23 protein-coding genes and 1 tRNA gene are annotated in these 21,034 nt (G+C 36.4%); 8 read left to right on the forward strand and 16 right to left on the reverse strand.

Going from position 1 to position 21,034, the window contains the following annotated elements; genetic code table 11:
* Positions 1–2: 2 nt before the first annotated feature.
* From CQA43_RS03250 to CQA43_RS03265, 4 genes are all read right to left on the reverse strand, one after another.
* Complete coding sequence (locus CQA43_RS03250) at positions 3–686, reverse strand: 3-methyladenine DNA glycosylase (protein ID WP_115551171.1); 684 nt, start codon at positions 684–686, stop codon at positions 3–5.
* Positions 683–1,846 carry a replication-associated recombination protein A gene (locus CQA43_RS03255; protein WP_115551172.1) on the reverse strand — a complete coding sequence of 388 codons (1,164 nt, stop codon included), beginning with the start codon at positions 1,844–1,846 and terminating at the stop codon, positions 683–685. Before CQA43_RS03255 ends, CQA43_RS03250 begins: the two co-directional genes overlap by 4 nt.
* A gap of 123 nt (positions 1,847–1,969) precedes the next feature.
* A complete protein-coding gene (locus CQA43_RS03260) occupies positions 1,970–2,620 on the reverse strand; it encodes an LOG family protein (protein WP_115551173.1) in 651 nt (216 codons plus the stop codon).
* Positions 2,621–2,670: 50 nt separating this feature from the next.
* Positions 2,671–2,747: transfer RNA gene (locus tag CQA43_RS03265), tRNA-Arg, on the reverse strand.
* Positions 2,748–2,815: 68 nt separating this feature from the next.
* Between CQA43_RS03265 and CQA43_RS03270 the strand changes: the two genes are divergently transcribed.
* Positions 2,816–3,673: a metal ABC transporter solute-binding protein, Zn/Mn family gene (locus CQA43_RS03270; RefSeq protein WP_115551174.1), complete on the forward strand. Its 858-nt coding sequence runs from the start codon at positions 2,816–2,818 to the stop codon at positions 3,671–3,673.
* Positions 3,674–3,848: 175 nt separating this feature from the next.
* On the opposite strand, the gene CQA43_RS03275 is transcribed toward CQA43_RS03270, so the two are convergent.
* Positions 3,849–4,121, reverse strand: a complete 273-nt coding sequence (locus CQA43_RS03275) for a helix-turn-helix domain-containing protein (RefSeq protein ID WP_115551175.1) — start codon at positions 4,119–4,121, stop codon at positions 3,849–3,851.
* Between the two features lie 39 nt (positions 4,122–4,160).
* Here CQA43_RS03275 and CQA43_RS03280 point away from each other — a divergent pair, with 39 nt between their 5' ends.
* Both CQA43_RS03280 and CQA43_RS09695 read left to right on the forward strand, forming a co-directional pair.
* Positions 4,161–4,721, forward strand: a complete 561-nt coding sequence (locus CQA43_RS03280) for a hypothetical protein (RefSeq protein WP_115551176.1) — start codon at positions 4,161–4,163, stop codon at positions 4,719–4,721.
* Between the two features lie 297 nt (positions 4,722–5,018).
* Positions 5,019–5,723: a restriction endonuclease gene (locus CQA43_RS09695; protein ID WP_245944202.1), complete on the forward strand. Its 705-nt coding sequence runs from the start codon at positions 5,019–5,021 to the stop codon at positions 5,721–5,723.
* A gap of 94 nt (positions 5,724–5,817) precedes the next feature.
* On the opposite strand, the gene trpB is transcribed toward CQA43_RS09695, so the two are convergent.
* The 9 genes from trpB to CQA43_RS03330 form a co-directional block, all read right to left on the reverse strand.
* Positions 5,818–7,020, reverse strand: a complete 1,203-nt coding sequence (gene trpB / locus CQA43_RS03290) for a tryptophan synthase subunit beta (RefSeq protein ID WP_115551177.1) — start codon at positions 7,018–7,020, stop codon at positions 5,818–5,820.
* 39 nt (positions 7,021–7,059) lie between these two features.
* Complete coding sequence (locus CQA43_RS03295) at positions 7,060–7,893, reverse strand: hypothetical protein (protein WP_115551178.1); 834 nt, start codon at positions 7,891–7,893, stop codon at positions 7,060–7,062.
* Between the two features lie 9 nt (positions 7,894–7,902).
* A complete protein-coding gene (locus CQA43_RS03300) occupies positions 7,903–9,114 on the reverse strand; it encodes an N-acetylmuramoyl-L-alanine amidase family protein (protein WP_115551179.1) in 1,212 nt (403 codons plus the stop codon).
* Positions 9,111–10,199, reverse strand: coding sequence for a nitronate monooxygenase (locus CQA43_RS03305; protein ID WP_115551180.1), 1,089 nt, complete (start codon positions 10,197–10,199; stop codon positions 9,111–9,113). The genes CQA43_RS03300 and CQA43_RS03305 overlap by 4 nt, the downstream gene beginning before the upstream one ends.
* A 19-nt stretch (positions 10,200–10,218) precedes the next feature.
* Positions 10,219–11,433, reverse strand: a complete 1,215-nt coding sequence (gene tyrS, locus CQA43_RS03310) for a tyrosine--tRNA ligase (protein ID WP_115551181.1) — start codon at positions 11,431–11,433, stop codon at positions 10,219–10,221.
* Between the two features lie 14 nt (positions 11,434–11,447).
* On the reverse strand, positions 11,448–13,595 hold the full coding sequence (locus tag CQA43_RS03315; RefSeq protein WP_115551182.1) for a RelA/SpoT family protein: 2,148 nt from the start codon (positions 13,593–13,595) through the stop codon (positions 11,448–11,450).
* A gap of 71 nt (positions 13,596–13,666) precedes the next feature.
* Complete coding sequence (locus CQA43_RS03320; protein ID WP_115551183.1) at positions 13,667–13,885, reverse strand: DNA-directed RNA polymerase subunit omega; 219 nt, start codon at positions 13,883–13,885, stop codon at positions 13,667–13,669.
* Positions 13,886–13,903: 18 nt separating this feature from the next.
* The gene (pyrH, locus tag CQA43_RS03325) at positions 13,904–14,623 is read right to left on the reverse strand and encodes a UMP kinase (RefSeq protein WP_115551184.1); all 720 of its coding nucleotides are present in this window, start codon (positions 14,621–14,623) and stop codon (positions 13,904–13,906) included.
* A 71-nt stretch (positions 14,624–14,694) separates the two neighbouring features.
* Positions 14,695–15,141 (reverse strand): hypothetical protein, encoded by a 447-nt coding sequence (locus CQA43_RS03330; RefSeq protein ID WP_115551185.1) that lies wholly within the window; start codon positions 15,139–15,141, stop codon positions 14,695–14,697.
* Between the two features lie 91 nt (positions 15,142–15,232).
* On the opposite strand from CQA43_RS03330, the gene CQA43_RS03335 reads away from it, so the two are divergent.
* Genes CQA43_RS03335 through CQA43_RS03345 form a run of 3 tightly spaced genes read left to right on the forward strand, consistent with a single transcriptional unit; the run spans position 15,233 to position 18,072 of the window.
* A complete protein-coding gene (locus tag CQA43_RS03335; RefSeq protein WP_115551186.1) occupies positions 15,233–16,675 on the forward strand; it encodes an NAD(P)H-hydrate dehydratase in 1,443 nt (480 codons plus the stop codon).
* Positions 16,676–16,703: 28 nt separating this feature from the next.
* Entirely contained in the window at positions 16,704–17,489 is a 786-nt protein-coding gene (locus tag CQA43_RS03340; RefSeq protein ID WP_115551187.1) for a thiazole synthase, read from the forward strand.
* Between the two features lie 10 nt (positions 17,490–17,499).
* Positions 17,500–18,072, forward strand: a complete 573-nt coding sequence (locus CQA43_RS03345; RefSeq protein ID WP_115551188.1) for a manganese efflux pump MntP — start codon at positions 17,500–17,502, stop codon at positions 18,070–18,072.
* Positions 18,073–18,146: 74 nt separating this feature from the next.
* Here CQA43_RS03345 and CQA43_RS03350 read toward each other — a convergent pair whose 3' ends face one another.
* Both CQA43_RS03350 and CQA43_RS03355 read right to left on the reverse strand, forming a co-directional pair.
* Positions 18,147–18,893, reverse strand: coding sequence for a hypothetical protein (locus CQA43_RS03350; RefSeq protein WP_115551189.1), 747 nt, complete (start codon positions 18,891–18,893; stop codon positions 18,147–18,149).
* Positions 18,894–19,075: 182 nt separating this feature from the next.
* Positions 19,076–19,441, reverse strand: coding sequence for a bacteriocin (locus tag CQA43_RS03355; RefSeq protein ID WP_245944203.1), 366 nt, complete (start codon positions 19,439–19,441; stop codon positions 19,076–19,078).
* Positions 19,442–19,603: 162 nt separating this feature from the next.
* Between CQA43_RS03355 and recO the strand changes: the two genes are divergently transcribed.
* Both recO and CQA43_RS03365 read left to right on the forward strand, forming a co-directional pair.
* Entirely contained in the window at positions 19,604–20,215 is a 612-nt protein-coding gene (gene recO, locus CQA43_RS03360; protein ID WP_115551190.1) for a recombination protein RecO, read from the forward strand.
* A gap of 54 nt (positions 20,216–20,269) precedes the next feature.
* Positions 20,270–20,863: a SoxW family protein gene (locus CQA43_RS03365; RefSeq protein ID WP_115551191.1), complete on the forward strand. Its 594-nt coding sequence runs from the start codon at positions 20,270–20,272 to the stop codon at positions 20,861–20,863.
* Positions 20,864–21,034 lie beyond the last annotated feature (171 nt).

Here is a 21,034-nt window from a genome sequence, read left to right on the forward strand (position 1 = left end):
CTTTAGATTTTATGAATTTTACAATATTCTACAATTTTACCATGGAATCTTGCAAAGAGCAGATTAAGCGGAATCTTAAAGCCATAAAGCGTGCAAACCTTGTCATAATTTTCATACACTCCACTGCTTAACCAAATTTGTAAATCCTCATAAGACTCCAAAGTATAACCATAGCTTTGGAGTAGCTTATAAGTGTATTTGTCTGCAACCATTACTTCTTTTCCTAATCCATAGCACAAAATCGCATCGCAACTCTCGGCTCCAATGCCCTTTTGACTCAAAAGCCACTGCCTTGAAACTTGCGCACAAAAACTTGCATAGTCTCCAAAATCTTTTAAAATATTCTGACAAAGTTGCTGGATTCTTGCTGCTTTTTGGCGGTATAATCCGACATTTTGAATGAGATTCTGTAAGGTTGGCAAGGACATCTCACTCAAAGAGTTTAGATTCAATACTTCTTTGTTTTTTAATTTTTCTAACGCACTAGAAACTTGCTCCCAACGCGTATTTTGTACCAAAATCACCCCAACAATTACTTCAAAACTTAGCGCATTAGGCCACCACCATAAATCTTTTAAGGATTCCAAATCCGCTAAAGAAATCTCTACAAAGTCTTGTGGAATCACTGGCAAAAGATTCTGCGACTTTAGATACTCTAGCAATTCATAACTATCTGCGATTCTCATTCTCTGCCCTTAATTTTATCTAGCCATTCCTTTAAAGTCTTTTCAAACCCCTTAGGTAACCACTTTACAAACTTCAAATCCTTATGAAGATATTTTTGTTCTACAAAACCACCAAAATCGTGAGGATAAAGATAGTTTTTGTTAAATTGCACAATATTTTGCGGAATCGGCTCGTTGGGATTCTGCTCTACATATTGCAATGCCTTATCAATGGCACAATAGGCACTATTGGATTTGGGCGAACTGCTAAGATAAATCACACATTGTGCTAAAAGAATCCTTGCCTCTGGATAACCAATCTTTGCAACACTTTGCAAGGTAGAATTGGCTAAATTTAACGCATTTGGATTCGCATTTCCGATGTCCTCACTCGCCAAAATCACAAGACGGCGCGCAATAAACTCCGGATTCTCACCCCCCGCAATCAAACGTGCAAGATAATAAATCGCCGCATTCTCATCACTTCCGCGAATGCTTTTAATCATCGCAGAAATCAGATTATAATGCGTATCTAACTCACTCGTTCCACTTAAATTTGTTTTGCGGAAAGTTTCTAATAACTCCACATTTAAGGGCAAATCCGTGCTTAAAGCGCAATCCAACAGATTCAGCATTGCCCTTGCATCGCCACCACTTGTTTGAATTAAAAAATCTTGAATCTCTGTGCTTAATGCGTAAGGTTTTAAAATCTCCTCTAAATCCTTTTTCTCTAGGGGATAAAATTCAAAAACCATTGAACGTGAGCGAATCGCTTGAGTAAGTGCAAAATAGGGATTTTCTGTGGAAGCTCCCAAAATTAACGCTTGATAATTTTCCATAATGGGCAAAAGCATTTCTTGTTGGGTTTTGTTTAAACGATGCACTTCATCAATAAAAATCAATGGCTTTTGCAAGGCATTTTGATAATTTTTCAAAATTGCACGCAAATCCTCTGACTTGAAGTTTGTCGCATTTAGAGAATAAAAAGGAGAGTCTATTGCTCTAGCAATGAGAATCGCAGCACTCGTTTTGCCACTTCCGGGAGGTCCAAAGAAAAAGCTGTGTGGAATCTTACCGCTCAAAATAAGGCGCATTAAAGGAGCATTTCCTCCAAAAAGATGCGATTGTCCTACGAAATCTTGGAAACTTTTAGGTCTTTTATTGTATGCTAAATTTTTCATTTTCACTCTTTAAGGAAAAATATGTCAAAGTTTGTTCCTTTGCTACTTGGGATTTTCGCCGCTTTTATGGTGCTTTTTATGATGTATGGTATAGGCAATCCTGTGTTTTAGCAGGATTCATCATCAATTTTGATATTTTTTTAAAATCTTTAAAACCTTTTTGGGTTTGTTTGCAATTTGGATTAGTTCTAATTCCTTTTTTGAAATAACGCCCTCCTTTAACATTGTGCATTTAAGCCATTGCATAAATCCCCTCCAATAATCTTTGCCATACAAAATAATCGGGATTCTCTTGTGCTTACCTGTCGCAATTAGCACCAAAACTTCGCTTAATTCATCTAAAGTGCCAAACCCTCCGACTGCCACAATGAATGCAGTAGAATTATAATTAAAAACGATCTTTCGGCTGAAAAAATTTTGAAATTTCAGCGGCACTTCCACATAAGGATTCATTTGCTGTTCGTGAGGAAGTTGGATATTCAAACCAATAGACACAACCGAATGATTTTTCAAGCTTGCGCTAGGGGACATCAAACTTTGAGTTTTTTTGTATTGTATCAGCCCGCGATTCGCCGCTTCCATAATCCCAGGACCGCCCCCTGTCATAATAGAATAACCCTTTGCGCCAAGTTTCTGCGCTAACTTCATAATGGATTGATAAGCTTTACTCTCGCAACTCACACGCGCTCCTCCAAAAATCGTAACAATATTATCTAAATTTTCTAAAGTCTTTAATCCCTCTTTAATCTCTGCTTTTAATGCACTTAAATCCATTTTTAGCCTTTTAAATTTGTTTGATTGATAAATGTTAAGAAAGTTCTATGTGGTACGCTCAGAGGGAGTCGAACCCCCAACCCTCAGATCCGAAGTCTGATGCTCTATCCAATTGAGCTATGAACGCATTTTAAAATTTAAAATAAGGTATAATAATATCTCAAAAAAATTTAATAATTACTAAAAGGAAAGACAATGAAAAAGTTATTCTTGGCTTTGTTATGGATAAGTCAAATCATTTTTGCGCAAGAAGCACGACAAATCATTGCAGTAAGCATTCCTATGCAACAAGAATTTGTGCAGAAAATGGCAGGGGAACAATACGAAGTATTTGCCTTAATAGAATCTGGAATCAATCCCCACGACTTTGAGCCGAAGTTTTCAGATGTCAAAAAAGTAAATTCTGCTTTAGCTTATTTTGGTCTTGGAATGGAGTTTGAAGCTATTTGGCTAAAGCGATTCAAAGCACAAAACAAGGCGATGAAAATCTATGATAATAGTTCAGGAATCACAAAAATTAACTTTGCACATTCACACGAAAAACACAAGGGACATTCTCACAATGAGGGGGACACACACATTTGGCTCTCTACGCAAAACGCTAAACAAATTGCACAGAATATTTACGAGGCTTTAAAAGAATTAGACCCAAAGACAGATTATTCAAAGGCTTATCAAGCCCTCCTTGCTGAAATCAATCAAACCGATATGCAATTAAGGCAAATCTTAAACACCTTAAAAGAACATCAGAAATTTGTTGTTTTTCACCCTATGCTTGGGTATTTTGCTAGAGATTATCACTTAGAGGAAATTGCGATTGAGATTGAGGGAAAAAGTCCAAAAATGCAAGAAATGATAAGCGTCATAGAAACGATTAAAAACAATAATCTTAAAATCATTTTTGCCCAACCGGAATTTTCCACCAAAGCCGCAGAATTTATTGCCAAAGAAAGCGGTGCGCAACTTGGATTCTTTTCCCCTTTGCAAATCCCTTGGAGCAAGAATCTCTTAGACTTTGCTACTACATTAAAAGAAAATGCGCAAAAAGAATAGAATCTCTTAGATTCTTATGTGTGCGCTTTTTAAAGATTCCACTTGCGCCCTTGTAAGAGATTCACTAAGTTTTCGTTATTGCGAGATTCCACAAGGAATCGCGGCAATCTACAATTCTAACATATTTATGATTCTATAATCTTATTCCTTGCAAGATTTTTGCTTAATTAAATATTTATTTATTTTCGCTCTTTGATTCATGAAACGAAATTCCATCAAAAAACTCACAAATATCCACTTCTAAAACTTTAGCAATTTGCAAAAGATGTTCAATATTAAAATGCGCTCCTTTTAACCCAATTTCAGCAAAAGAAACAAGACTTACGGAATTGTGTCCTATGGCTAAAGAAAGTTTGAGCTGGGAATAATGATTTTTCTTCCTTATTTTTGCAACATTTGCGCCGATTTGTTTATAAATTTCTTTAATCTCTTCAGGCTCTAGTGGCAACTAAATCACCTTATCATAATAAGTCAAAAAGGAGGAAAGATGAAAGTTTCATTTAGTTTTTGTTTGGTCAATTTACTTATATTCTTTTTTACAGGCTGTGGAATCAAAACACAAGAATATCATTCATCGGCAGACAATGTGATAGAATTAAAAAAATATAGCACCAAGGTTGCAGTGGGAAATTTTAGTGCAAACAACGCAGGAGAAAGTCATATTTTATGCAGGTTAGCTGAAACGATTTCTACACCAAGCGGAGAGCCATTTTCAGAGTACATCAGAAAAGCTCTTATAGAAGAACTTAAAATAGCTGGGCTATATGATAAAAATTCTAATATTGTTATTATTGGCAACCTTAATAATATCTATGGTAGCAGTGCATTGGCAAACGCTTATTGGGAATTTGATGTAACAATTTCGCAAGAAAATACTTCAAAAACTTTCAATATCCAATCCAAAACGAATTATCCATCTGCTTTTTTAGCTTTCACAGCTTGCACCAATATGGCTGCAACTTTGAATAAAGGCGTCAAAGAGTTGGTTAATAAAATCATTATACATAAAGAATTTGCAGACATTATGCAAGATTATAAAAAACAATAACAACTAGGGAATAACTCTAAACTAACATAAAAGATAGATAAAAAAGGTTTGTAGTACAAAAAATAGGTATAATGATTTTGTGTCGCCATTCGTCGTACTTCTAAATACGAGCCAAGAAGATTTTGAAGCCACAAGATTGCATATTACACTAGAAACTTACAGTAGCACGAATGTGTTAGATAAGAATGTCAAAGCAAAATGAGCCTTAAATATGGCTCAAGTAATTTAATTGAGTAAAATCAACCATAGGGCTTTTTATGTTGGGATACATTTTTATTTATTGTATTTTGTGTATTTTTGATTCGGTTTTTAAATGATATTGATAGCGAACGTAAGGAAAATGCTGACAATCCAACCAAAGAACATAAAAGTCTTTTTCAAATTGCATTTAAAAGCACGTCTAATATCTTTAAAGATATTAATCAAGCTTGGGAAAATACCAATGATGCATTAGAAGCTGGTTTGAACGAAATTGAAGCCAGTTTAAATAATGCTAAAAATATTCAAGATAGTGGCAAAAATGAAAACAAACATACAAATCTTAACCAATATCAAGATTATATTGTTAAGGATTCCGAATATTCTAGCGACACTCAAGTAAAATACAAAACTCACAAAATTTCTAGCAAATCACGAAATAAACAAAAAGGGGATAAATACGAATTGCAGATCGGCAAATATTATCAAAAGAAGGGCTATAAGGTATATTTTAAAGGTATTAATGAGGGATTGTACGATGAAGGCATTGATTTAATTGCTTACAGAGGTAAAGAGGCACTTTTAATTCAATGCAAAAATTGGGAGCATTCGCAAGTAAAACAAGGACATTTAAGGAAATTTTTAGGCGATTGCACTGCATATTTAAAGCAAAATCAAAAGATTTTTGCTAAAAAGAATATGCGCCGAGTGTTTGTAACGAGTTGTAAAAATATGAATTATGGAGTAAAGAAATTTATTGTGGAAAATAATATAGAATATAAAGTTATCCCATATTTAGGCTAAGGAATAACTATAAATCTACAATGCATTTGTAGCTCACTAAGCACTCTCCCACAAAGCGTAAATCTGTAATGGAATCGCAAAAAGCGATTCCACCTCACTCCCCATAGCCGAAATTTTCTACAACGAAATCTATGTCTTTATCTCCACGACCGCTTAGATTGACGAGTATTTTTTGTCCCTTTAAATTCGGAGCAACTTTGAGAGCATAAGCCAATGCGTGGCTAGATTCAATTGCGGGAATAATTCCCTCATTTTTACTCAATACAAAAAACGCTTCGATTGCCTCTTTGTCGCTAATCGTTGCGACTTTTGTGCGCCCAATGCTATGCAAATAGGCGTGTTCTGGTCCCACGCTTGGATAATCCAATCCGCTTGCCACACTATACACAGGCGCAGCCTCACCCTTAGAATCCTTTAGCATTATGGAATTAAACCCGTGCATCACTCCCTCACTCCCATAGCTCAAAGACGCAGCGTGCTGCCCTAACGCATTTCCCTTGCCCAAAGGCTCAACCCCTACAAGCTCTACGGCATCTTCAATAAATCCGCTAAAAATTCCCATAGCATTGCTCCCACCTCCTACACAGGCGCACACAATATCAGGCAATTCTCCTGTCATTTCTAAAAACTGCTCCCGCGATTCCACGCCCACAATGGCTTGAAAATCTCGCACCATTTTTGGAAAGGGGTGCGGACCTACGACAGAGCCGATTGCATACATTGTATTTTTGGGGTCTTTCAAATAGGATTCAAAGGCGGAATCCACAGCTTCCTTAAGCGTCTTAGCTCCAAAAGTAACAGGAATCACTTTCGCGCCTAAGACTTTCATGCGCACGACATTAGGGTGTTCTTTAGCAATATCCACCTCTCCCATATGGATTTCACATTCCAATCCAAAATAAGCGGCTGCAGTTGCGATTGCAACACCATGCTGCCCTGCTCCTGTCTCGGCAATTAGCTTCTTTTTACCCATAAATTTTGCCAAAAGTGCCTCACCCATACAATGATTGAGCTTGTGCGCTCCTGTGTGATTTAAATCCTCACGCTTTAGATAAATCCCAGCTCCGCCATATTTCTTAGTTAAATTATGCGCGAAATAAATCGGCGTTGGACGCCCTTGAAAAGTCTCCCGAATCTTTCTTAATTCCGCAATAAAATCACTATTTTGCGCAATGAGATTATAAGCTGTATTGATTTCTTCCATTGCGCTTTTAATAGAATCTGGCACAAAACTGCCACCAAACTTTCCAAAGAACCCAAACTCATCTGGAAACTGCTTCAAATAAGGTTTGTTCATCAAATATCCTTTATCAAAAAATTACATAAAAACTTTCAATCAAACTGAACGCCGAATCGTGAGCTTCATCATCCACGCACTACACCAACCAAACAATACTAAGGCATAAAACGCTTTACGCACTTCAAAATAAGATTCGCTATCTACAAAACTATAAGAAGAAATCATAATCACTATACATATAATAAGGAGCAAAAATAAATTAAATATTTCATAAGAATCAATATTTCTTTTAATGCACAAATATAACACCAATCCAATTCCCACACATAATAACATTAAATCAAAATAACCCAAGATTCCACTTTTAAAAAAAGGTGAAATAGAGAATCCAAACAAAACGCCTAGCATTACATTAAAACTTGGTTGTATGAGCTGCAAGAGTTTGCCAAAATTTGTGCTTTTATTAAAAGAAAAATTAAAAATATAAAAAATTGCTGGAAAAATCACAAAAAATATATAACAGATATAATCTACAAACATTTGATAAATCGTTTTAGAAAAAACATTTTCTTGAGTTAATCTTAAAGAATCTTCAAAAGAAAAAGGCTCAAAATATGTTCTACGCATTACAAAAAGTTCATAATAAAGCAAAAATGCAAACACACACAATGCACAACCAATCATCAAACTATATAACTTCGGTAAATGACTAGAATAAATACGCACAATATTAAAAAGGCTCACTATTACACCACAAGCAAGCAGAATCGCACTAATGCTAAAATATACGCCAAAAGGTTGTGTTGTAAGCCGAAACATATGTTTAAAATCTGGAGTAAAACTTGTTAAAACTAACATCAAAATCGTAAAAAGCGCTAGAACAAAATATAAAGAAGAAAATACTAAATGAGGAATCGTAATTTTTGCCATTATTAACCTTTAGGGATTTTTTTGAAAATAGCCATCTACGCCATCAGCAATGCCTTTGGCAATCGTTTTTTGAAAAGCGGTTTGATTCAGTCTTTTACCTTCTTTGGGGTGTGTAATATAGCCTACTTCAAGCAAAACAGAAGGCATAATCGCCCCCACAAGCACCCAAAAGGGTCCCTCACGCACACCACCATCTAGGGTTGCGTACTTAGGGCGCAAAGACTGCAACATACCATACTGAATATCAATAGCTAGACGATTAGAAGCCACAATGCGTTGCGTATTTAAGGTATTTAAAAAAGACTGCTTAGAAAAATAATTCATTCCCTCTGTATCGTCTTTATTTTCTAATGCAGCAACTTTTTTAGCACGCTCACTCCTAGCAGTGGATAAAAAATAACTTTCAACTCCCTCAAATTTTGCCTTATTCTCCGAAATTGCATTAGCGTGGATTGAAATAAACAAATCGGCATTTTTATTGTTGGCAAAATTTGTGCGCTGCCGCAACCCAATAAATACATCTTTATCGCGCGTCATATAAGTTTTATAACCGCGTTTTTTCAACTCATCACGCAAATATTTACCGATATTCAACACAATTTTTTTCTCACACACTCTATCTACGCCCATTGCTCCACAATCTTTACCTCCGTGTCCTGGGTCAATCACAATGGTTTTGTTTATTTTATTGGAATAACTTTTTGTTGTATGGGCTGTCTTAGGGGTTGTTTTTTCCTGTTTTTTGGGGCTTGACTTTGACGATTCTGTCTTTACAGGAGTTTGTTTTTTTTGTATTTCTTTGGATTGATTGGCAGGGATTTGAGGCTCAAAAAGTGAGGCAATGGAAAAATTGCTTTGCGCCAATTTAGCATTAGGAATCGTAAAGGTTGCTTGTTTTTTATTAATTTTCAATTCAATCTTTAATTGTTCCGAACTTGTAATAACTAAACGCACTTTTTCTTGAGAGTTTTGAGCCACTTTCACTCGCACATCGCCTTGAAACTCAAAAACTCTTGCACTCCCTTGTAATTGGGATTCTATATCATAAACATAACGTAATTTTTCTTGACTTTGCAAAAGAAAATTTTTAAAATCTGTTGGTTTAATTATTTGATTAAAATTTAAAACAATGCCATTTTGCAGTTGTTGCACCGAAAGAATTTTAACTTCTGCTAATAATCCACTACAAAATAAACAAAATAGGAGAAAAAATCTAATCATCGGCTTAATTCATCTAAAATTTCTTGCACGTTTTGGATTTTCTCAATCCGATAACCATTTGAACCTGTGAAATACAAGCCATTAATGGGGTCTCCTAGATAGCCATCTCCTAAACCATCTGCAATACAATATCCCACCTTTTTTGCTTCTTCTCCCCTATGACAAGGGCTTACACAATTACTCACACAAGCAATTTTAGGAGGACGCCCTTCACGTAACCCTTTAACAATACCTGTAATCACAGCGCGTGCAGGATAACCCACAGGAGATTTTATCAATTCAATGTCTTCTTTTTTAACTCTTAACATAAGTTCATTATAGTATGTAGCATCACACTCCTTAGCTCCCAAGAATCGTGTTCCCATTTGCACTCCGCTTGCTCCCAAATCTAGCATTTTGTCAATATCTTTTCTATCCCAGATTCCTCCTGCAGCAACAATTGGAATATCCCCCCATTTCTTACTTTCTTCAATGACTTCAGGCACGACAGCCTCTAGTTGATGTTCGGGCTTAAAACAATCCTCATAACTCACGCCTTGATGTCCTCCGCTCAATGGTCCTTCCACAATCACTGCATCAGGAATGCGTTTATAACGTCCCTCCCACCGCTTACACAAAATCTTTAAAGCTTTGGCGGAAGAAACAATAGGAATCAAAGCAACATTAGGAAAGTTACTCGTAAATTCTGGCATATTTGTAGGCAATCCCGCTCCTGTAATAATCATATTTGCCCCCGCTTCGCAAGCATCACGCACCACTCTCCCATATTCATTGATTGCATAAAGAATATTTGCACCCAAAGGATTTTCGCCACAAATTTTTCGCGCATTCTTAAAAATCTCCATGAGAGATTCTTTGGAATAAAAATTCATAGTATCAAAAGGTCTATGCTTAATCGTTTTTTGCACAAATGCACTTCTTTTGTAATAGCCTGTTCCCACACACGAAATAATGCCAAGCGCACCACATTTAGATACATTACCCGCGAGATTATCCCAACTGATTCCAACTCCCATTCCCCCTTGAATAATAGGTAAAGGAATGGTGTATTTTCCAATTTTAAGTGCTTTGAGTGTGTGTAGCATATCTTTCCTTTTTTGAAGTTTATTGAATTATAATTTTAGCAAATTTACGCTTGCCAACTTGCAAAATATATTCACCTTGATTTAAATTTATCTTAGAATCCTCAACTTTCTGACTATTCAGCTTCACTCCTCCCTGTTTGATAAGGCGCAACGCTTCAGAATTAGATGTGCAAAGATTGCACTCGCTCAAGAGCTGCGCAATCCAAATGCCGCAAGGTTTTTTAAACTCTGGCATCTCACTTGGTAATTCCTCTTTTACAAAAACTTTTGCAAATTCCTCTTTTGCATTCAAAGCACAACCCTTATCATAATAACGCGTGATAATCTCTACTGCCAAATCCTCTTTGACTGCTTTTGGGTGCAAACTACCCTTTGCTACTCCCTCTTTTAGCAATTCTATCTCTTGAAGTGTTTTTGTGCTTAATAGTTCATAATATCTCCACATTAAAGAATCTGAAATGCTCAAAAGCCTCCCAAACATTTCCTTTGGTTCTTGTGTGATTCCGACATAATTCCCTAGACTCTTGCTCATCTTATGCACGCCATCTAATCCCTCAAGCAACGGCACCATAACAACAGATTGTCCCTTGTTTAATCCATAAGCGCGTTGCAAATGTCTGCCCATAAGCAAATTAAACTTTTGGTCTGTGCCACCAAACTCAATATCACAATTCAGTGCCACAGAATCATAACCCTGCAAAAGCGGATAAAAAAACTCTACAATACTAATAGGATTCTGTGCTTTGAATCGTTTTTCAAAATCATCTCTCTCCAACATTCTAGCCACCGAAAATTTTGCAGCAAGCTCAATCATACCGCGTGTGCCGAGTTTATCAAGCCATACGGAATTAAAGACAATTTCCATTTTGTCTGCGTCCAAGACTTTTATTACTTGTTCCTCATAAGTCTTTGCATTTGCCAACACTTGCTCTTTGCTTAATGGCTTCCTTGTCTCACTCTTGCCGCTTGGGTCGCCAATCATTCCTGTAAAATCACCAATCAAAAAATAAACTTTTGCACCATATTTTTGAAAAGTAGCAAGTTTTTGCAAAAGAACGGTATGCCCCAAATGCAAATCAGGTGCAGTCGGGTCAAAACCTGCTTTAATTGTAAAAGTTTTGCCTTCTTTAAAGTATGCACTTACTAAATCTTCAATGGTTTCTAGTCCGATAATCTCCTGCGTACCGCGTTTAATCTCTTCTAAAGCAGTGCTAATTTGAGATTCTACATTCATACATACTCCTTAAATTAATCTGCATACGCGTCTTTTAACGCATGCACTTCTATGATTTTATAATTATTCCCTAAAAGATTTTTAAGCTCTTTAATTTCGGTAATACTAGATTCAAACCGCAATTCACAATGCGTTGCATAAGTACTCTTTTGTGAGCCTAATTCCACACCTAAAACATTAATATCGTGCTTTGCTAAAAAAGACAAGAAATTAGCCAATACTCCCTTTTGATTCTCTAACGCAACGATAAGTTTATAAGTTTGCAACTTATCCTCCAACCAATCTACATAAAGCATTTTAACGCCTTTTTGAATCTCCAAATATGCTCGCTCGCAAAGCTTATGATGCACAAACGCCTTAGAACCGCTCTTAAATGCGATAATGGAATCCCCAAATTTTGGGTGGCAGCAATAATCAAAAACCGCTTGATTAATCGTATGATTGGTTTCAATCACAAGATTGTCAAAACGCAATTCTTTGAGTTTTAGGATTCTGATTTTAATCTGCTCCAAAAATCCAGCGTTTTGTTTATAAAAATTCTTAATACGATTCTTAATATCCTTTAAGAATCCAATATCCGTTGTCGCACGATAAATTGTATCCTCTAAATCATTTTTTGTTATATAATCCTCAATCTCTTCTGCGCTTTTACCGAAAATCGTTGCAATAATATTAATCGCACTTTTGCGCTCAATTTCTTTAATACGCGTTGCACAATTCATCTTGATTTGGCTTTTTGCACGAGAGGTTTTCACCGCATCAATCCAAGAACATCGTAAAATCGTATCTTTTGCCATAATGATTTTTACAATATCGCCACTTTTCAATGTAGTCAGCAAAGAGGATTTTTGATTATTCACATAAGCCTCTTTTGCGCGATTCCCAATGTCTGTATGCACCGCATAGGCAAAATCCAACACCACCGCACCAATTGGCAAAGAATAATTATCGCCATCAGGAGAGAAAACTACAATATCCTCACGATATAAATCATTTTTTACAAGCTCATAAAATTCTTCAATAGAATTATTTTGAAATTGCAGCTTGTTAAGCCAATCAAGACTTGGACCGCTATTCCCACCGGTTTTATATTTCCAATGCGCTGCGATTCCATATTCTGCACTTTTGTGCATATCCTCTGTGCGAATCTGCACTTCAAAAATAGCAGAATCATCAAATAAGGTGCTATGAATCGTTTGATAACCATTTTCTTTTGGCAAAGCAATATAATCTTTAAAGCGCGACATAATGGGCTTAAACTTCAAATGCAAAATCCCCAAGACTTTATAGCAATCTAAAGGATTTTTGACTATCACGCGGATTGCTAATAAATCTAAAACCTCATCAATAGAAATGCCTTTACGTTGCATTTTAAGATAGATAGAATAATGCCGTTTAATCCGACTTGCAATGCTAAACTCACTCTCTGGAACGCCCTCTTGCACAAGACTTTTGCGCACTTTTTGGATAAAGGCATTGAGTTTGAGCTGAATCGTTTGCTTGTGGCTTAAAAAATATTCCTCTATCTTGCGGTATTCTTGAGGAAAAATATAATAAAAACTTCTGTCCTCTAGCTCATTTTTCAAAGAGGAGATTCCTAAACGATGGGCGATAGGAGAATAAACAACAAGTGTTTCCTCAGAAATTCTCCTTTGTTTATTGGGGGGCAAAGCACCAAGCGTTAGCATATTGTGCAATCTATCGCAAAGTTTCACAACAAGCACACGCACATCTTTGACAGAGGTAATGAGCATTTTACGGAAACTCAAGGCTGCTACGACGAGTTTTTCATTAGAATGGGACGCGGGCAACTCTTCTGCACGAATCGCAACGATTTTTGTCAAACCATCTACAAGTGAAGCAATATCCTCACCATAATTGCACTTAATATCCTCTAATGTCGCGTCTGTATCCTCTACCACATCGTGCAAAAGTGCTGCACACACCATTACTTCATCTCCGCCAAAATACGCCACAATGCACGCAACAAGCAGAGGATGCACAATATAAGGTTCGCCACTTCTCCTTTTTTGTTCCTTGTGCAATTCCGTAGCAAAAGCAATTGCATTTTGGATATTTGGTGTCTCCTCTACCATAGAATATAACAACTCTAACGCTGCTTTAGGGCTTGTGATTTCTGCAACTTGTTTCAAAAATTCCAAATTCTACCTTCTTTAGCATGAGATTTTAAATTTATCTTATCTGAATACCTTTAAATTTCTTAAAAAGAGGATTAATTTTGCGATTCTTCAATTTTATCTAAACCGATTTTACCTTCTGCCACTTCAAGTAAAGCAATATCCGCAAGCTTATCTGCCTTAACATTTTTATTTACAAGAGGTTTTGCTCCACGACTTAATTCATCAATTCTCATAAATAAAATATTTGACAGCAAGTATCTATCACCATTGACTTTTTCTAATGCTTTTGATGCGATTTCTTCAATTCTCATTTTTTTCCTTTAGTTAAGTTAATTTTCATTGGATACTTTAGAATACACTGCACCAGAATCGCCTTGTATGATTTTCAGCAAATTTCCTTCGCGCAACATATTGCATACAACAATCGGCAATGTGTTGTCTTTTGCAAGCGCAATTGCAGTGTCGTCCATCACTTTAATATTATCTTTAAGAGCTTGGTCATAGCCGATTTGGCGCAACATCACTGCGTCATCAAACTTTGCAGGGTCTTTGTCAAAAACGCCATCTACTTTGGTTGCTTTGATAATCATCTCTGCTCCAATCTCCACTGCACGCAAAGTAGCCGCGGTATCAGTAGTAAAAAAGGGATTCCCTGTGCCTGCTACAAAAATCACAACGCGTCCTTTCTCTAAATGCCGAATCGCACGCCGATTAATGTAGGTTTCACACACTTCTTTAATCTCTAGCGCACTTTGCACGCGCACATCTAAGCCATAATATTCTAAAGCTTCTTGCATTGCAACGCCATTAATCATTGTTGCAAGCATTCCCATATAATCTCCGCTTGTACGCCGAATCAAACCACCTTGAGATACACTCACGCCACGGATAAAATTCCCCCCACCAATCACGATTCCAACTTCAATTCCAGCTTCCACAAGTGTTTTAAGCTCCCTTGCAAGATAATCCAAAATTTTACTCTCAATCCCAAAGCCGCTTTCACCAGACAATGCTTCGCCCGAATATTTAACCAAAACGCGTTTTGCCATACCAGCCCTTTCTTTAATTTCAAAATTTATAATTTTAATCAAAACTTACTTATAATCTAGTAAATTTAGCGTTATTTACTCATTTCATCATTTTTTTGACGCAATACTTCTATCCTCTTTTGTTGAATCTCGTATGCTTCTTGTATTTTTTCGTTGAGATTCCTTTGTGCGGAATCCTTTTTAGGAATATCTTTGCGTCCGTGATAGCTCTCAAAATGCTCCAAATGTTTCTGCAAACCTGTGTTTTGCTCCATTTGCAAATTGTTTAGATTCTTTTCTTGCAATTCTTTGCTTAATTCGTCTAAATGGCTTTTAAGATTCTTTTTTAACTGCTGTTGCAAGGGAGATTCCAAAGAATCTTCCTCTTGTTGCTTTGATTTCAAGAGGCTTGTTGCGTTGTTTTCTAATGTTTTATTGTCTTCTTTATTTTTTTTGGATTTTTCTCCATTACAACCCATTAAACCAAACAATACAAGACAAACTACAAAAAAATTTAAAAAAATAGTTTTAAATGCCATAAAAATTCTTTATACAATCACTTTTTAGACTGAATTTATAGCATATTTTGTTAAGATTCCAAAAGCTTTTGTTCTCTATAAGGAATCCAAAATGAAAAATTTATTTTTAAGCACACAAGAATTAGACAAAAATGCAACAAAAAGCTTTAATCTACCCGCAGAATTGCTAATGGAAAATGCCGCAAGTGGAATGTATTATTTCATCAAAAATCGCTTTTTATCTAATCCTTTTGAAACTCCCAAAAAAGTATTACTTGTTTGTGGGAGTGGCGACAATGGCGCAGATTGTTTGGCACTAGCTAGAATGCTTTGTGGAATCTGTGAAGTGCATCTCTTTTTGCCCAAAGGCGCAAAAAGCCCTTTATGCCTAACGCAGCTCCAACGACTAGAAATATTGCAAACAAACTCTAAATTGAATTTACGATTCTTAAAGTCCTTAAAATCTGCAATGGACTATGAGATAATCATTGATGGAATCTTTGGAGCAGGTTTTAGAGGGACATTAGACTTAGAAATAACCAAAATCTTACGCATTCTTAATCAATCCTATGCAATCAAAATTGCCTGTGATATTCCAAGTGGAATCACAAAAAGTGGCGCACTAGGTGGAGAGGTAGCCTTTAAGTCGGATTTTACACTCACAATGGGTGCATTAAAGATAGCATTATTTTGCGACGAAGCAAAAGATTTTGTGGGTGAAGTGCATTTGATAAACTTAGGTCTTAGCGAGGAAGTTTTTGCGCCAAATTCTAGCTTCAAACTACTAGAGAGGAGTGATTTCAAACCTCCGCACAGAATCGCACAAAACACAAACAAAGGAGATTTTGGACATCTGTGCGTCTATGCAGGAGAAAAAATCGGTGCGGGTGTATTAAGCGCACTTGCGGGCTTACGTAGCGGGGCTGGACTTGTGAGTGTAGCAAGCAAAGCAAAAATCCAAAATCTCCCTTTTAGCCTGATGAATCCGCAAGAGATTCCACAAAATACAACAGCAATGTTGCTTGGTATGGGTTTTGGCATAGAATCTCCCTTACCAAATTTAAAAAATCTTAAAAATCTCCCTTTATTACTAGATGCGGATATTTTTTATCATTCTTTATTTTTAGAAATTCTACAAACCCACAAACAAATCCTTTTAACACCCCACCCAAAAGAATTTACACAAATCCTAAAAGTATGCAACCTTGCAACAATTTCTACGCAAGACTTGCAAAAAGACAGAATCACCTATGCACTAAAGTTTTGCAATACCTATCCACACGCAATTTTAGTGCTCAAAGGAGCAAATACACTGATTTGCAAGGATAAAAACATTTATATCAATCCTTTTGGCGCAAATATTCTAGCAAAAGGAGGAAGTGGGGACATATTAGCAGGAATCATTGGTGGGCTTTTAGCGCAAGGGCGCACTCCTCTAGATTCCGCGATTTGTGGTGTTTTATTGCATAGCTTTTGCGCACAAGAAATTGCGAAAAAATGCAATGATTTTTCATTTAGTCCTCTTGATTTAATTGAGCAAATCCGCTACATTTAGAATTTCATTATCACTTTAAGGAAATTTTATGAATCATCAACTTTTAAAAATCGGAAATCAAACCTTTCAAAGTCGCCTTATCGTGGGTAGCGGCAAATACAAAAACTTTCAAACCACCTTTGACGCGACGATTGCCTCGGAAGCAGAAATCATCACGGTTGCCGTTAGACGCGTTAATATCACGAATCCCAACGAGGAAAATCTGCTAGACTATTTCAGGGAAAGCAAGATTCAGTTTTTGCCAAACTCTGCGGGTTGCACTAAGGCAGAGGAAGCCATTACCCTTTTTCGCTTAACGCGTGAAGCCACAGGCATTGAGTTTATCAAACTAGAAATTATTGGCGACACACAAAAAACACTTTATCCCGATGTCTTAGAGACATTAAAAGCTTGTGAAATTCTAGCAAAAGATGGCTTTTGCGTGCTTGCATATAGCAACGATGACCCCATTATGGCGCGACATTTAGAAAATGCTGGTGCAAGTGCAGTAATGCCTCTTGCAGCACCTATTGGTAGCGGGCTTGGCATACAGAATCGCTACAATATCGCCTTTATCAAAGAGGCTATCAATGTGCCACTTATCGTAGATGCGGGTGTGGGTTGCGCCTCTGATGCTGCGATTGCAATGGAGCTTGGAGCAGACGCAGTGCTAACAAACACAGCCATAGCTCAAGCACAAAACCCGATTCTAATGGCACAAGCTATGCGTGATGCAGTGCGTGCAGGACGCGCAAGTTATCTTGCAGGTAGGATTCCAAAAAAACCTTATGCTACTGCAAGCTCCCCCATAGAAGGGTTAGCTAATCTCTCTTGATAGATGTATTATGGTATATTTAGAGATTCTTTTGCTTGGAATCACTTTGGCAGTTGATGCGTCTATTGTTGCATTTTCTTATGGATTGTATGAAAAATGGTGCATACAAAACGGATTGAAAATCGCATTAGTAACTGCATTTTTTCAAGCACTTATGCCCATTTTTGGCTGGGTTATAATAAAATTTGCAAACGATAGTTTCTCACAAATTGCTGATTCTTTTGACCATTGGATTACTTTTCTTGTCTTTTTAGTCTTAGGATTAAAAATCATTAAAGATTCCTATACAACCAAAGAGGAGCAAGAATTGCACAAAATCCTTTCATTATGGGTTTTACTCCTCATTGGAATCGCTACGAGCATAGACGCACTTGCTGCGGGTATGCTCATCTTTTCACAAAATGCACCTTTATTTAAAAGCGCTTCTTTGATTGGAGGTATTACCTTTTTATGTGTAATTCTTGCCTACTCTCTTAGTAAAACCCTTACCAAAATCCCTACACGCATTCTTGAAATCAGTGCGGGCTGTATTTTGATTGCATTAGGGCTTAAAGTATTAATTGAACACACTTTAATTAACTAAAGCATTTGAGTGTCAATTTGAAACCTTAGAATCTCTACAAGGTTTGCATTATAAAATCACTTGTGGAATCTATCTTATATAAAAGCATTGGGGATTCCATTGAAAGATTGCTTGTTGTGTAACTCTTGATTTTGCTTTTCTAATTGCTCTCTTTTATTTAAAATATCAAAAAAACTTTGTGTGGAATCAAAGTTGGAGGCAAGAGAAGTTAGAAGTTCGTCAGACTTTTGATAGGAAATAGAAAAGTTACCTCCATATAAGAATGGGTCAGTAAAGGAGGGGTCGCCCTCAAATGAGATAACATAGTCTCCCACTTTAAAAGAATTATCAATATTTCCGCTTTGATTATACAAATATCTTTGGGCTATTTGTAAAGAATCTTGAATCTTAGCCTTGCTAGATTCTGGAATCGCACCAAAGAATTCGGCTAATCTAAAGAAAAATTCTAATGAGTAGCTCAACCTAGAATTAGTCGCCTGATAGGAGGTAAGGTTACCATAATTATCAGCCATTGCAGTAAAAGCATTAATTTGGTTATCATCAATAGAATTTGTAGAAACTCTTGAAAGCAACTTGTCCATAAATTCTTGACTTTTTGCAAATTTTGGGTCTTTTTGTGCTTGATTTAAAAGATTAAGTAACTGCTGTTTATCATTCTCTCTTGTTTCTGTTTCGGAGGTAATAACCAAAGCATAACCTAATAGATTTCTAAACTCCTCACTATCTGGTTCTTTTTCATAAAAATTTGTCAAAATGGAATGAAGTTCTTTTGTCAGATTATTCAAGGAAGTTTGAAATTCGCTTTCTGTAGGCAAAGACACATTATTCTTTAAGTTTTTAGTTGTTTCTAAAAATTTTTGAAACTGCTCTAAACTATCACCATCTTACTCCATTAATGCTGAATGACTTTGTTTGTATAAAGAGAATTAGAAAGATTAATAAGAAGCATTGCTTATCCTTAATTTAAAGCTAGAAAAGAATAAGCGAATTTTATTCCAAATTGTTATTTAAAGTATTTAATATTGATTTTATCTTGTCTTATCCAAGAATCCACCCGATTGAAATCTTTAATTTCCGCTTGAGTATTCAGATAACGCATATTGACATAATCCTTTGTATTAATGGCTACAATGCTTGTTGAGACTTTATTTGTTCTAAAGTCATAAGTCGCTTCCACAGCTGCAACTTCACTGGATACTAAATTAATATAAAGAGTATCCATATAAGTTTCTAATGTAATAGGATAATATGCAGTATAGTATATGTTTTGTCCATAGTTATTCATTACACCATAATGTTTAATAAAATTGCTTGTTACACGTGCTCCCCCTACAACCTGCTTCATCTCCTCATCGTTTAAAACTTTCACACCTGCACTTTGTTCGTTAAACTCTCCATTGGTTGCAAGAGCAATGAAATCTACTTCTGCAAAAAGAGTGCTTGAGATTCCAAAGCTTAAATGAATTAAAAATTTGTAAAACCAAAAGAAACCTTCAAGATTATGCTACAATCCCGCTAAAAAAGGCAAATTTTGCAAGGCTATATTCTACATACTTTGCGTGTGCGTGAGGAAGATTTGCTCGTTAGAATCCTGACACAAAGCCAACTTTACACCCTTTATAGATTCTATGGTGCGCGCCATAGTGTCGTGCATTTGGGACACAAGATTGACTTTTCTATACAACAAGACTTGCGTGAAATTGGCAGACTAAGAGAGCCAATCCATTTAGGTTTCATTTGGGAGCGGGACACGCAAAAACGCTATTTTTGGCAACAATACCTCAACCTCTTAAATACGCATTTAAGAGATATTTCTCATCTAGATTCCTTTTATTTTGAGCATTTAGAAGAAGGGACAAAACGACTAGAAAAAGAGAATCCCAAACGCGCAATTCTTAATTTATACGCTAAACTCTTGCGCTTTGAAGGCAGAGGAAATACCTTGCAAACTTGCCTCATTTGCGAGCAACCCCTGCAAGATAAAATCATCTTAGGGCGCGGATTGGTTCGCGGACACAAAGATTGTATGCAAGGTGCGGTATTTGAGCAAGCACACATTACACAATGGCTTTCTTTACGCGGAGAGTTCTTAGAAGAAGCTGAGGTAGATAATCTGTGGAATCTCTTAATGCAAGGTCTCTAAATTCAAAAAAGAGCTGTTTTAGGCTATAATTGCATATTTATTAAGGAATGAAAAATGAAAATTTTATACTTTTTTTGCTCCATTCTCTTAGCCTTTAGCTTCAATGCTTGTCAAGAAAAGGTTGGAGATGAGATTGTCTCTAGTGGCACAAACAACACAAAAGAACAATTAGAGGCAATGAAAAATATAGATAGAAACTCCTATGCGGAAGTTTCTGATGTATTTAAGGAAACAAGCGAGATTACAAGTGATAATCTACCCTTTTTTCTTGTGTTTTCGGCAAATGGTTGCGTGTATTGCGATAGGCTAAAAAATCTCATCAAAGAGAATCCTGAAATCAAAAGCTTTCTTAAATCCAACTACGCACCTTATTATATCAACATCAGCTACACCAAAACGCATAAAATCAGGTTTTCAAATCAAGAGTTAAGCACTGCGGATTTGGCACAAAAATACAATATTAAACCCACGCCCACACTTGTTTTTTTGAGCCAAAGTGGCAAAGAATTATTTATCTATCCCGGTTTTATGCCAAAAAATCGCTTTTTTGCGACTTTGGAATTTCTTACTAATCCAACACTAGAGACAAAAGAGCCTCAAAACATTGCACAAGAGCTACAAACCTATTGGAAGCAAAAGGGAGTGTAAAAGCTTACTCAAATCATAGAATCCCAAAGAATTTTGAGGATTCCTTTAACACACTTTTTGAATCATCTCCAAAGCTTTGGCATAAAAGAATCCCGATAATAATCCTGCACACCTGCCGTTTGTTGGCAGACACACACATTTGCAGATTCCACCATAACTACCGCCTACCCA

It is taken from the genome of Helicobacter ganmani, assembly GCF_003364315.1.
Taxonomy (GTDB): Bacteria; Campylobacterota; Campylobacteria; order Campylobacterales; family Helicobacteraceae; genus Helicobacter_D; species Helicobacter_D ganmani.